The organism is Thermoanaerobacterales bacterium (assembly GCA_030019475.1).
In the GTDB taxonomy this organism is placed as follows: Bacteria; Bacillota; Desulfotomaculia; order Desulfotomaculales; family JASEER01; genus JASEER01.
Genome location: JASEER010000051.1, coordinates 1 through 11,640, shown reverse-complemented (window position 1 = coordinate 11,640; position 11,640 = coordinate 1). Strand labels below are relative to the sequence as shown.

Sequence of the window (11,640 nt, the reverse complement as noted above, 5' to 3'; positions counted from 1 at the left end):
CGGACACAGAGGTCCGCCCCTACGTTTTTAGTAAAGGGTCTGACCCTTTACTAAAAACCCCTGCGGTTCGATGTGTGGTTTCCTTGATATCGTAGGGGCGCAGCTCTGCCTGCGCCCGTCCCCTTTGCTTACCCGCCCCTTGCTTGACGGCCGTTGACAATGACGCCACACGCACCGTATGATAATCTTGTAGGCGGTAATACTTTGTAATACCCAGGGAGGTGCCACATATGCGCGACACCAAAGTGTGGGCGATATCCTTGCCCCCGCTTCTCGCCGAGAGGGCCGACCGGCTGGCCCGGGAGGAACAGCGCACCAGGAGTGAAATGGTGCGGGAGGCGTTGCGTCAGTACATCGCACTGCGCGAATGGGACGCCGCCCAGTCGATGGCCGCACGCCGCGCTGCGGAGATGGGCATCGCCGACGAGGAGGCGGTGGAGCGCCTGGTGGACGAGGTCCGGCATTAGATGGTCCGGGCGGAGGTCCGGGCGGTCCTGGACACCAATGTTTTGCTCTCCGCGCTCATCTTCCCCGGAGGTCCTCCGGACAAAGCTTTCCGCCTTGCCATGCAGAGGCGCTACACCCTTCTTACCTCAGATTTTATTCTCGAAGAACTGGAACGTGTCCTGCGGTTAAAGTTCGGTTTGCTGATAACGGATACGGCTGCGGAGATAGTACCGCCGGCAGCCAGACTGCATGTCGTCGAGGTCTGTGACGGCGATAACCGTATCCTGGAGTGCGCCGTCGATGGCCGGGCTTCCCACCTGGTCACCGGGGACCGCAAGCACCTCTACCCATTGCGGCACTTTGAGGGGATCCGTATTGTCCTTCCCTCCGAGTTCCTGGGAAACATCGGATACTAGCGCTAAGCAGCGGCAGGGGCGGCTCCCCCGTGTATTACCCGTCAGGGTATGCCGTCCGCCGGCATGGTCCGCAGCTCGGGGAACACCTCCCGTGCCATCTCATAGTGGTGGTCGCGGTGGACCAGCAGGCAACCGTTGACCAGCGCCAGGGCGGCGATGAGGACGTCCGTCGCCGGGACGGTTACGCCTTGCCGCCGCAGGCCAAGGATCCAAACAGAGGTATCGACCAGGTACAGCGGCCTATTCATCTCGCCGTAGCTTCTCCAGGTCATCGAGCGTCAAGGCCAGATCCTCGGCGCCCAGCCGTTCAACTTCCCAATGCAAAAGGGCGGCTCTCCCCCGCGCGCGGGAGGGAGCCGCCCCGTCCGTTCACCCGCCGCCCTGCCGGCGGCCTGGTTCAGTATGGTGTCCCCGAAATCCGGATCAGATCCACCGAACTGCCGGGCAGCACCCGATCGCCGAAGATCCTTCTTCGGGCTTCGTTTAACCGTTTGACCGCTGTCCGGTTGATACGCTTCCCTGTTTCGTTTCGGGAGCGGAACCACTGGCGTAAAGTGGAAGAGGAACCCCCGGGGTCAGCAACGTGACTCCCCGGGGGTAGACGTCTATGGTACGTTAAAAACTGTTTGAGGGATGAGGAGCACAATGTGCCGACACGTCTTCGGCCCGGTTCCGTCACGCCGGCTGGGGCGGACTGCATCTATTGCCAGCTTGGCCGGACAACGCATAAGACCCTGGAGCGCCGGGAGTTAAGGGCCTGACCCTTAACTAAACGATTGGGCTTGACCGTCCTAGTCAGGGGGGATTGTCAGCCGGGCCATCTCCACAACGAACGAGGCATCACTGATCGCCTTTTGCGCGTCGGCCTCCGTGTATTCCTCCGTGGGGATGAAATCTATGTCGCCGTAAAAGGAAAACTCCCTCTCCTTGCGAAGCCACTTAGAGATCTGGGCCAAGCGTCCAACGTTGGCCGCAACTTCGGAAGGAAACCGGCTCTCAAACTCCACCACAAGGCCGCCGACATCGTGCTGCTTGGGCGGCTCCACCCCTACTTGCCGCAACATCCCCTTAAGAGCCAGTTCCACGATCTCCTGAGCTTCCCTGATGACATCGGAGTAGGCTTCCTCCTGCAGGAGCACAGAGAGGATTTTAAGACGCTTAATGGCTTTGATCAGGTAGCTCTGCGCCAAGGTACGGTTGGTCATATCTCGAAAACCTCCCCGACCTGGTAATCGTCTTTCAGCACCCAGTGCCATGCCCCGCCGCTTTTCACCCGTCTAGCCCCGAGCTTTTCGAGCCGCTTACGGAAACGGTCCAGAAACCTGGCAAAGAAGCCTTCACGGTCGTAAAGCAAGCGTACGTCCTCAATCATATCCAGGAAAAGCAAGCTCCCCCGCAAGACTTCTTCCGGTGACTTAATCACCGGTGAAAGGCAGGTATCGATACCTTTGCACCGGAGTTGTTGCAGATAAGGGGTAAGGGCCTGTTCAACACGGTCAAATTCTCTGATTCGCGCCAACCTTCCCCGCGGCAACCGATCGATCACCAACAGAAGATCGACGTCGGAATCCGGCCTCGGTGTTCCCCTGCCCACTGATCCAAAGATAGCCAGTGTAACGAGTCGCTCACCATAAAAAGCCTTGGCCTGACGCTCAATCTCAGCCAGAAAACCGCCGAATGTATCCAGGAGTTTCATCGGGCTAGACCCCATTTACCGAACTTGTTACAAATAGGGTAAACCGTAAACCTGCCGCTCGTAAACAATAACTTTCCTAATCCGCCTCCCAACGCCGGGGGCGGCTCCCCGCGTATGGGAGAGCCGCCCCCTTTTTAGTAAAGGGTTTTTAGTAAAGGGTCAGACCCTTTACTAAAAACTTTTTAGTTAAGTGCCTGACCCCCTACTGAAAACGGATGTCACGCGGAGCACCGGGCCGCGCATGTAGATGTCGGGACCGGCGGCCGGGATGCCGGTGACGGTGATTTCACGGCCCTGGTTGGCCTGCAGGAAGGCGGCCGTGGCCTTGTCGGCCGCGTCCGGCAGGAGGACGTAGACCTTCCCGCCCGCGGCCAGCTCCCAGTGCGGCTTCTCCACGGCGGACCAGGTCAGGGTGCCGGTGACCGTGGTCGTCACTTCGAAGAGGCCCAGGCGGTCGCCGAGGCGCGCCAGGATGGCCGCCGCCTGGGCCCTGGTTATGGTCGCCTTCGGGGCGAAACGGTCGGCGGCCACGCCGAGCATCAGGCCGCGCGCGGCGGCCTCGGCCACGGCGTTTTTGGCCCAGGGCGCGATGCCGGCGGCGTCGGCGAAGGCCGGCGCTTTAACGGGGCCGGTCGCGCCGGAGCCGAGGGGGCCCGCCAGGCGCGTCAGCATAGCGGCCATCTGCTCCCGGGTGACGGTGGCATCGGGCTTAAAGCTGCCGTCCGGGAGGCCGGCCATGAGTCCGGCCCGCGCCGCCGCCTCGACGGCGCCGTAGTACCGGGACGTGGGCGGCACGTCGCTGAAGGTCGGCTGCAGCGGCGTCACCGGGGCCAGGCCCTTCAGGTTGACCAGGAAGGCGGCCAGCTCCGCCCGCGTCGCCGGGCGGTCCGGGCTGAAGGCGCCGGAGACGACGCCGTCGAAGACGCCGCGCGCCGCCAGCAGGGCGATGTCGTTCGCCGCCCAGTGCCCCGCGATGTCCGGGAAGGACCGGCGGACGCCGAAGACGGCGTACTCGGAGAAGTGGTCGAGTTCCACCGACACGGCCTGGGCGGCGCGGTCCAGGCGGCCGCCGGCGCGCGTCCAGGTACCGTCGCCGTTCCGGCGGAAGACCAGTAGCGCGCGCGGGTCGAGGCCGGCCAGCTTCGCGGCGTCGTAGCGCAGGCGCACCGTCACCGGCTTCGCCGGGGCCGCGGTGGTCTCGAAGCTGAAGACGGGGCTTACGGCCACGGCGCCCGCCGGCGCCTTCTCCGGCTCGTCGGCGGCCAGTTTCACGGTGACCTTCGCGCCGTCCGGCAGCGCCCCCGCCGGGAGGTCGAGGTTAACCTGACCGTCAAGGGCCGAGAGGCTCTGCGCGTCGCCGGTGGTGTCAAACTCCTCGGTGCCGGGCGGCAGGGTCGCCGTCGGCGCCGGGGCGCCGCCTCCACCGCCGCCGCCGCCGCCGGAGGGCGGCGCGGACAGGCCCGCGACGTAGGCCGTGACGGCGGCCAGGTCCAGCGTCCCGCCGGAGGCGACTTTGCCGTCCAGGGAGCCCAATGCACGGCTCTTGTTCCGCAGAATGTCAGCCAACTGACTCGGTGAAAGGCTGCCCTTTAGGGAGAGCGCCAGCGCCGCCCCGGCCGAGACGAAGGGCGCGGCCATCGAGGTGCCGGACCAGGCGGCGTAGTCCGAAACGCCGAGCACAAGTTCCCCGCCGGGCCGGGCACTCAGAAGGTCAAGGTCGGTTATCGCTTCGTTGAAAACGTAGTCCACAGGTTGCCCATAGGGCGCGTGGAGACCGGTGAGGGGCCGGAGAACAAGCAGGTCCGTCGCCTCCTGCAGCCACTCCGCCTTCAGATAGATTGTGTAAAAGTCACTGCCTTCGATCAGGTAGCCCGCGTCCTGGCCACAGAGAAGGATGTTCCCTCCGCCGTCAAGGTAGGCGGTTAGGGCCTGGATGTCGGCGTCCGTAAGGTTGCTCACCATACCATTCGCGTCACTCCACCATGCCCATCCCGTCTGCCAGATCACGGCGTCATATGTCGCCATCACGACCGAGGACGGCCCGACCGCCCCCTGGGGAACCTCGATCAACTGGTAGTTGTAGCCCGCGTCGGCCAGGGCACCGGTGTAGTAGCCGGTTGTATCGCCAAACATGCCATGGTCGTCATCAACAACCAGCACGTCCGCTCCCGGTGCAAGGCCGAACCAGTCCCGGACCGTCCGCGTCAGACAGTCGTAAACCTGGTCGGACGTAGACAGGTCCTCCAGGCCGAAGCCCCAGAACATGCTCTTGTAACCCTTGGCTTCATCGTAGACCGCCACAGCCACGCCCGCGTCCGGGAAGGCCGGGAGCGCGCTCCAGATGTTCTCGCCCGGCGCGGCCAGGAGAACCGATTCATCCCCGTAGTTCGAGAAGTCCGCCAGCGCCCCGTTGGGCGCCAGGGCGGCCACCGCCACCACATTGGGCAAGGCCGGGTAGGTGGTGCCGTTAAACATATTGGTAACACTGAAAGAAGCGGGGTACACCGGTAACGCGTCGTTATCATTGGTTTCGTTCCCGGCAGCCGCTACAAAAAGAGTATTGGGGTAGTCTTTGATAGCGTAGTAGAGAGCAGGATCAAAGTATTTGGTGGGATTCCCCGGTTCGTCACTCGGCTGGCCGCCGAAGCTCATGTTTACTACATCCACACCGCGAGTGCCCGCATAGTTGATAGCATCCACAATTGAATCGGTCGTTCCCACAGGAACCGCAGAGCCGGACGCATCCAGAGCCTTCACCGGCATAATACTTACCCCCGGCGCCGCGCCGAGGATGCCCACCGAGTTATCGGCCGCGGCGATGATGCCCGCCACGTGCGTCCCGTGCCCGTTGTCGTCCGCCGGGTCGTCGTCGTTGTTCACGAAGTCGTAACCGGCCACAAGGCGGCCCTGCAGATCCGGGTGGCCGGCGTTCGCCCCGGTGTCGATGACGGCCACGATCACGCCGTCCGAGCCCGCAGTGCGGTTCCAGGCCTCGGGCGCCCGCGCGCCGTAATCCGCGTCATTCAGCCCCCACTGTTGGTTCCACAGGGGCTCATTCGCATAGTTCACCGCCGCCACGTGGTAGATGTAGTTCGGCTGGGCGTACTCCACCCACGGGTCGGTCCGCAGGGCGGCCACCGCCGCCTCCACGTCGGCCCCCGTCCGCAGAAGAGCCGCCCCGCCGGGCAGCGCCTTCTTCTCCGCCAGCCCGAGCGCCCGGTGCGCCCCGAGCACCTGCGCCTTCACCTCCGCGCCCGGCGTGTCCTTAAACTTCACGATCACCTCGCCCGGCACGTAGGCCGCGCCGGGGCCGCCCGCGTCCCCCGCGCGCGTCCCCTTAACGCCCGCCGTAGCCGGCAACACCATAAAACTCATCGCCAGCAAAAACGCCAGCGCCAGAGCAACAACTCGCCTCAAGATCAACCCGACTCTCCTCCCCTGTTACGTGTTTCGACCATCCGCTCATCCGACGCGGTGCCGTGGATCACGTTCCTCCGCCACTGTCGCCTTGTCCACCAGATAGGCCGCGCCGACGCCGTCCCGCGGGCCATTAGCGCCGGGGCATCCCCCCTCTCTCGACAAATTCTTCAAAGTAAGGATTCTTCGACCAAATCTTACCGCGTCCCTCCCGTCACCAGCGGTCGGGGCAAAAAAAAACGCCGGGCTGTATCGCCTGACGTGCCATCCGCCCGGCCGCCGACATCGTAGGGGCGCGGCTCCACCCGCACCCGTTGCCCGCCCGCCCGAGCCCTTTGCTTAACTACACATCTCCCGGCTTGTAGACAGTGATCCCGGATACACGATCGAAATCCGCGTCGGCGGACGCCAGGTTGACGCATCCAGCGGTTTCCATCGCCGCCAGCACCATCGAATCGTTGGTCATCAAGCCATACTCATCCCGCACCCGCTGGCTGCGCCGGCAGTCATCCATATTCGATGGCAGGACCCGCACGCCCATTTCCGGGATGCGCAGGGCGTACGCGGCGTAGCCGTACAGTTCCCGGATCAACTCGGGACGCCTCTTGAGCTTGGCCGCCACGCCACCCGGAGAGACGAGGCCTTTCATGACAGCCTGCAGCATCATCAGCCGATGCAGAACTTCGAGCACCACCTGGACCGATGTGACGCCGTCCAGCGCCCCCGCCTCGCACCGGGTCAGAAAACGCGAGCACGCCGGTGAGACCCCGGAGAAATGATAGATGAAGACGTTGGCGTCAATGAACACCTTCTGCCCGTCGGCCAGCAAATCAAGTGTCAAGGAGTGAATCATCCTCCAATATGCCCCTGACCACCTCGGGCGACGCCGCCAGGACACCCCGGGTGGCCTCGACCACCGACTTCCCGCCGCGTGTCTCCGCCGTCGCCATGTATTGCTCCAGGGCCTCCTCGATCACTTCGTTCAACGGCTTCCCCTGCCGCAGGGCGAAAAGCCTGGCCCTCATCAGCAGCGGCCGGCTGATCGATGTCCCGATCTTCTGGCGCACGGCCACACCCCCTCATTCCAACCTGTATCTAGATTATACCGGTTAGAAATCTTGACGTAAAGCTAGATAAGCAACCGGCAACAAGAACTGACAGGCCGCCTCAGTCGTAGTTGTAAAGGAAGAGGGCGGCTCCCCGCGCACAGGAGGAAGCCGCCCCGTCCGTTCATCTCCGCCCGGCCGCCGACATCGTAGGGGCGCGGCTCCGCCCGGGAATCCCTGCGATCCCGCCATCCGACGACTGACGGCCGACGACCATTTTTAGTTAAGGGCCTGACCCTTTACTAAAACCAGCGCCGCGCCGACGATGCCCACCGTGTTATCGGCCGCGGCTAATGGCACTTTACTTAAACTTGACAGACACGATGGCACCACCTACGATACATGTAAGGATTTCTTACCGGTGGTGATCGCGGTGGATGAACAATTCGAGGTGGTCAAGGTAACCGCAAAGGGCCAGATGACCCTGCCCGCGTCGGTACGGAACCTTCTGGGGATCAAGCAGGGCGACCACCTGGCGGTCTACGTGCACGGCGACGAACTGGTCCTGCGCAAGCTGGCCCCGCTTAGGAAAGCCAGCGACAAGGACGCCATCTTCCGCCTGATCGGTAGAGGTGAGGGCCCCTCGGATCTGGCCGAGAGGCATGACGTCTACCTGGCGGAAGCCCTGGAGAAGGAAACGCACAAGTGAACGTCCTGGTGGATTCCAGCGCCGTCCTGGCCCTTTTGAACCGGCGGGATGCCTGGCACGAGGCCGCGGTTTCCGCTCTGGGCACCCTGGCGCGGCAGGGCGCGGCGCTGCTTATGACCAATTTCCTCATAGCGGAGACCCACGCCCTGCTGCTGGCCCGCCTCGGCCGGGACCTGGCGCGGGAATGGCTGCTGACCTACGACTGGAACGTCTTATCCGTTACTCCCGGTGATGAGCGGCTGGCGGTTGAAATCATCAGGCGGTACCAGGACAAAGACTTCTCCTACACCGACGCAACGAGTTTTGCCGTTATGGAGAGGCACAACATCCCCCTGGTCTTCACTTTCGACCGGCATTTCCGGCAATTCGGTCTTCCTGTTGTCGGCGAACCCGAGACGTCCCGGACCGCCCTGTAGGGGTGCCTGTGCCGCGCCCGTTCTCCAAAGAAGGGGCCGGACCCCTTTAAACTACTCCTTTCAGAAGGACGACTCCAGTTCGGAATCCAAACCCGGCGTCAGTCCAAGGTTGTCCCGAAAAACGTCCCTCAGTTCCCTGACCTTGTCATCAGGCAGATCCTTGCGGGCGTATAAGCGGTACTGGAGTAGCTTAACAGGTAACAGGCCTGCTTGAGCCAATTGGTCCACTGTTTTTGTCTCGACACGCTTCTCGCTGAAGTAGATGGCTAACGAATCCCTTGCGCCTGGCCCAAAGCTGAAGACATTACCCGGGGTCTCGACCGACGGGGCATCGACAAGATAGTGCTCTCCCGGGACAAGTCCGGTCCTGCTTTTCAGGCGGCTGGAGAGTTCATCGGCGGTAAGAGTAGGCTTAACATCTTGGGGATTATTGAGTTCTTTCTTATGTTCGTCGGCCTGTTTCCAGCACAGCTCCCTTCTCCAAATGCCGTTCCAGACTGCTTCTATATGCCTGTCTGAGCAGGTATGTTCCCTGACACATGAGAAAAACGAACATTCGTCAAACCTCAGATAGGCAGGCAAGTTCTCACAAGGGTTATCCGGAATCAGGCATTCCACGACCGTAGGCAAGGTTTCCCCAACCATCAGTTCAAAAGCTCTGACCGTCCGGTGATAATAGACGATCTCCAGCATATGCTGTCGGAACCTGAGGAAGGACACCAATAACGGGAGCGATGAGTAATGTAGCTGTAGCCTCGTCCCATCATTGGAAAGGAACGACGTGAGCATCAGTCGCTCGACGTCCCCACCCACCATTTTGCGCTCCCCGCACAGGAGGCTGTCCCTCAGGAGAAAGTCCATCTTGTCGGCATCGTAGGCGCCCCTCATTATTTGGTGGAGTGGCCGCCAGATGTCTGTCAGATTCTTTTCCGCACCTTTCTTTATAAGATCACAGATGATGTCGACATCAAGCGGTTGCTCAAATGACCCGTCCGGGGTGCGTCTGAGTCCTGTGATCAGGCCCTTAAGTTCATCCCTGATGATCCTGCCCGTTATGTCCTCGTGGGTGATCATGAACCTCGGCACAAGGTATTCTCGGTCAAGCAGGTGCGTCATCGGCCCGTGGCCAACATCATGTAAGAGGCCCGCGACGCGGAAGGTCTCGACAACATGCTCGACCTCCGGTAGAGGTTCCCCGTTCAAGCGACCCTCAAGGAACCGGTGAAACGGCTCATAGACGGCCCTGGCAAACCGCCCGGCCAGTTCCATGGTGCCCAGGGCATGGACAAACCGAGCGTGATCCGCCGCCGGATAGACGTACCAAGCTGTCTGGAGCTGATGTATGTGTCGCAGTCTTTGGAGCCAGGGAGAATTGATGAGGTCGGCTTCCGTGGCTTTTTCCTCTTTGCTCAACCGTTCGCGGGTGAACCTTATGTACCCGTGGATCGGGTCTTTGACGATATCGAAACGCCGCCTCGGGTCAAGCATGTCGCATCAGGCGGTGACAAGGGCCACATCGAGACCCTTCATCTGTTCCTTTAAGCCTGCCACCTTCTCTTTCCCCATAAGAAATAGCTTCTTGGCACGTTCCTCAAGAGAGAGTTCCGGGACTGGGTCGGTTTCCAAGAAAACGAGACGCGCCAGATCCACGAGCTGCCAGGTGTCCCAAGTCGCGATTTCCCGGAGCACGTCCAGATGTTTCAGCGTTGAAGGGAGAGTAGCTGGAGTGTCGACGACGTATTCCCCGTCCTCGTACCTTACCGATCGATCCTTCTGCAGTTGGAGGAATTCGTCTTCCAGCTCGGGGCTGAAGGGTACGTTCAACGCAAAATTAAACTCATACTTCGCGTCTTCCCAACACCCGAACTCCTGCGCCAAATAGACAAAGGCGTGCAACCGCAGGTTAGAATCCATGCGACCCAGCAGGCCCGCCAAGCCCAGTAGCTCCGGCGCCATAAGCGTCCCCCTTTCCTTTTCCATATAAGGTTTTGACGGTTTCTAATAAACGTCCGGTGGGTATCTAATGGATATTTACGTACTACCCCGTGTAAATCCTTCTTCCCGGGTCAACTTTTGGACTGGCATTCGGGGCTGCCCCTAATGCTAAAGGGCGGCTCCCCGTACACGGGCAAGCCGCCCCGCAGCAGGACCGCCGCTCCGTGGCGCTCGCCGTGGCAGCCGCCGGGGAACGGGCGGACCGGAGGTGCGCCCCTACGTTTTGGGAGACCTCTCACGTCTCACCTCTCGCATCTCATAAAGTAGGGGCGCGGCTCCGCCCGCGCCCGTTCCCTTCGGTTACCTGCCCCTTGCTTGACGGCCATAGTTCAGTATGGTGTCCCCGAAATTTCAGGGGCGCTTCAGTGTCGGGTCGTGCGGGCCGCAGTTGCGCAGGATGACGACATCCCCCTCGCGCTGAAAGGTAATCCGCAAGGCCTTCGAGGCGCGCGCTTCCCGGATATCCGCCGTCCCCTGTACTTTCTTCACCATCAGCGAGGGGTGAGACGGATCGTCGGCCACCAACCGCAGGGCCTTTTTGACGCGCTCGCGGTCACGCGGGGGCAGAGCCAGGTAGGCCTTCTTAAACCGCTCGGTCCGGACGAACCTCACCGGTCCAGGTCCTCGAGCAGGTCGTCAACGTTTTCGAAAGACCGTGTGCGCCCGTTTCGGATGTCGTACTCCGCCTCTTTCTCCGCCGCCTGCCATTCTTCGGACCAGAAGTAAGCCTGCTCGGCGGGGACCAGGACCATAGGGCTGAGGATGATCCGGCCGCCCTCGATTTCCACCCGCAGGATATCCCCCTCCGCAATCCGGAGGTGATCCTTGACCAGCCCGAGGCTGATGACGCCCCTCTTCTGCACCTGCACATTGCCGATCACCTTCCCCACGGTGAACGCCTCCTCGCAGCATCGCCGCGATGCCGTTTTGCTGCATTGTATCATGCCGCGGTGCCATCGGCAAGCGTTTAAAGGCCCCCCATCTCCAACGCCAGGGGCGGCTCCCCCCATATGGGAGAGCCGCCCCCGAAGAAGGCGTTTTTTAAGTTAGGGGTTGAGGTCAATACCCCCAACGGGAGGCAGAGGGTCGCGGTCACGCAGCTTGAGAACGAGCCACTCCTCCAATACCTCTTGCAACACTTCCCGGCACCGCTCCAATGTGCTCTCGTTTGCCCAGACACCGGGACACGATGGTATCTCGCCGAAAAACGTGCCGTCATCGAGCATCTTGTATCGCACCTCGGCCATTGCCGCGGCCACAAATGCACTTAAAACGGCCATCGCCTGCCAAACCCCTTTCACTCAGCCTCTAGTCCCATCGGATCCCGATGCCGCGCCCGATAAAACTCCACCTGGCACGGGCTTCGGGTGTGGCGTTCTGCAGCCGCGGAAACCATGCGATGGGCACGCCGATCTCCCGCCCGTCGGAAAGCCGTGTATAGAGCATATCATCGCTGAACCATACATCCGTAGCCACAACCGAAGCGGCCAGCCTACTC

Annotated in this window: 16 protein-coding genes; 4 read left to right on the top strand and 12 right to left on the bottom strand. The window is 61.8% G+C overall.

The genetic code is table 11. The features are described 5' to 3' along the window. Positions 1-230: 230 nt before the first annotated feature. Both QMC81_10745 and QMC81_10740 read left to right on the top strand, forming a co-directional pair. Positions 231-467, top strand: coding sequence for a ribbon-helix-helix protein, CopG family (locus QMC81_10745; GenBank protein ID MDI6907944.1), 237 nt, complete (start codon positions 231-233; stop codon positions 465-467). Further along, positions 468-863 carry a putative toxin-antitoxin system toxin component, PIN family gene (locus QMC81_10740; GenBank protein ID MDI6907943.1) on the top strand — a complete coding sequence of 132 codons (396 nt, stop codon included), beginning with the start codon at positions 468-470 and terminating at the stop codon, positions 861-863. Between the two features lie 41 nt (positions 864-904). Here the strand turns inward: QMC81_10740 and QMC81_10735 are convergent, their stop codons facing one another. From QMC81_10735 to QMC81_10710, 6 genes are all read right to left on the bottom strand, one after another. Further along, positions 905-1,111, bottom strand: coding sequence for a hypothetical protein (locus QMC81_10735; GenBank protein MDI6907942.1), 207 nt, complete (start codon positions 1,109-1,111; stop codon positions 905-907). A 543-nt stretch (positions 1,112-1,654) separates the two neighbouring features. Continuing rightward, a complete protein-coding gene (locus tag QMC81_10730) occupies positions 1,655-2,068 on the bottom strand; it encodes a HEPN domain-containing protein (protein MDI6907941.1) in 414 nt (137 codons plus the stop codon). Further along, a complete protein-coding gene (locus QMC81_10725; GenBank protein ID MDI6907940.1) occupies positions 2,065-2,559 on the bottom strand; it encodes a nucleotidyltransferase domain-containing protein in 495 nt (164 codons plus the stop codon). The genes QMC81_10730 and QMC81_10725 overlap by 4 nt, the downstream gene beginning before the upstream one ends. A gap of 186 nt (positions 2,560-2,745) precedes the next feature. Continuing rightward, positions 2,746-5,982: a S8 family serine peptidase gene (locus QMC81_10720; protein MDI6907939.1), complete on the bottom strand. Its 3,237-nt coding sequence runs from the start codon at positions 5,980-5,982 to the stop codon at positions 2,746-2,748. Positions 5,983-6,319: 337 nt separating this feature from the next. Beyond that, positions 6,320-6,817, bottom strand: a complete 498-nt coding sequence (locus tag QMC81_10715; GenBank protein ID MDI6907938.1) for a PIN domain-containing protein — start codon at positions 6,815-6,817, stop codon at positions 6,320-6,322. After that, positions 6,807-7,043, bottom strand: a complete 237-nt coding sequence (locus QMC81_10710; GenBank protein ID MDI6907937.1) for a hypothetical protein — start codon at positions 7,041-7,043, stop codon at positions 6,807-6,809. The genes QMC81_10715 and QMC81_10710 overlap by 11 nt, the downstream gene beginning before the upstream one ends. 400 nt (positions 7,044-7,443) lie before the next feature. Between QMC81_10710 and QMC81_10705 the strand changes: the two genes are divergently transcribed. Together QMC81_10705 and QMC81_10700 are read left to right on the top strand one after the other, a co-directional pair. Continuing rightward, a complete protein-coding gene (locus QMC81_10705) occupies positions 7,444-7,731 on the top strand; it encodes an AbrB/MazE/SpoVT family DNA-binding domain-containing protein (GenBank protein MDI6907936.1) in 288 nt (95 codons plus the stop codon). Beyond that, positions 7,728-8,147: a PIN domain-containing protein gene (locus QMC81_10700; protein ID MDI6907935.1), complete on the top strand. Its 420-nt coding sequence runs from the start codon at positions 7,728-7,730 to the stop codon at positions 8,145-8,147. The genes QMC81_10705 and QMC81_10700 overlap by 4 nt, the downstream gene beginning before the upstream one ends. A gap of 60 nt (positions 8,148-8,207) precedes the next feature. Here the strand turns inward: QMC81_10700 and QMC81_10695 are convergent, their stop codons facing one another. From QMC81_10695 to QMC81_10670, 6 genes are all read right to left on the bottom strand, one after another. Beyond that, on the bottom strand, positions 8,208-9,635 hold the full coding sequence (locus QMC81_10695) for an HD domain-containing protein (protein MDI6907934.1): 1,428 nt from the start codon (positions 9,633-9,635) through the stop codon (positions 8,208-8,210). A 6-nt stretch (positions 9,636-9,641) separates the two neighbouring features. Then, complete coding sequence (locus tag QMC81_10690) at positions 9,642-10,103, bottom strand: hypothetical protein (GenBank protein ID MDI6907933.1); 462 nt, start codon at positions 10,101-10,103, stop codon at positions 9,642-9,644. Positions 10,104-10,493: 390 nt separating this feature from the next. Continuing rightward, the gene (locus QMC81_10685) at positions 10,494-10,754 is read right to left on the bottom strand and encodes a hypothetical protein (protein ID MDI6907932.1); all 261 of its coding nucleotides are present in this window, start codon (positions 10,752-10,754) and stop codon (positions 10,494-10,496) included. After that, positions 10,751-11,032 carry a hypothetical protein gene (locus QMC81_10680; protein ID MDI6907931.1) on the bottom strand — a complete coding sequence of 94 codons (282 nt, stop codon included), beginning with the start codon at positions 11,030-11,032 and terminating at the stop codon, positions 10,751-10,753. The genes QMC81_10685 and QMC81_10680 overlap by 4 nt, the downstream gene beginning before the upstream one ends. A 156-nt stretch (positions 11,033-11,188) precedes the next feature. After that, positions 11,189-11,422: a type II toxin-antitoxin system HicB family antitoxin gene (locus QMC81_10675; GenBank protein ID MDI6907930.1), complete on the bottom strand. Its 234-nt coding sequence runs from the start codon at positions 11,420-11,422 to the stop codon at positions 11,189-11,191. A gap of 28 nt (positions 11,423-11,450) precedes the next feature. Continuing rightward, on the bottom strand, positions 11,451-11,640 hold a 190-nt coding region (locus QMC81_10670), incomplete at its 5' end, for a DUF2442 domain-containing protein (protein ID MDI6907929.1).

Bases quoted from the DNA above. Each gene is read 5' to 3' on its own strand.
- QMC81_10735 (MDI6907942.1), bottom strand. From the start codon at position 1,111: ATGAATAGGCCGCTGTACCTGGTCGATACCTCTGTTTGGATCCTTGGC.
- QMC81_10725 (MDI6907940.1), bottom strand. From the start codon at position 2,559: ATGAAACTCCTGGATACATTCGGCGGTTTTCTGGCTGAGATTGAGCGT.
- QMC81_10695 (MDI6907934.1), bottom strand. From the start codon at position 9,635: ATGCTTGACCCGAGGCGGCGTTTCGATATCGTCAAAGACCCGATCCAC.
- QMC81_10675 (MDI6907930.1), bottom strand. From the start codon at position 11,422: ATGGCCGTTTTAAGTGCATTTGTGGCCGCGGCAATGGCCGAGGTGCGA.
- QMC81_10740 (MDI6907943.1), top strand. From the start codon at position 468: ATGGTCCGGGCGGAGGTCCGGGCGGTCCTGGACACCAATGTTTTGCTC.
- QMC81_10730 (MDI6907941.1), bottom strand. From the start codon at position 2,068: ATGACCAACCGTACCTTGGCGCAGAGCTACCTGATCAAAGCCATTAAG.
- QMC81_10690 (MDI6907933.1), bottom strand. From the start codon at position 10,103: ATGGCGCCGGAGCTACTGGGCTTGGCGGGCCTGCTGGGTCGCATGGAT.
- QMC81_10745 (MDI6907944.1), top strand. From the start codon at position 231: ATGCGCGACACCAAAGTGTGGGCGATATCCTTGCCCCCGCTTCTCGCC.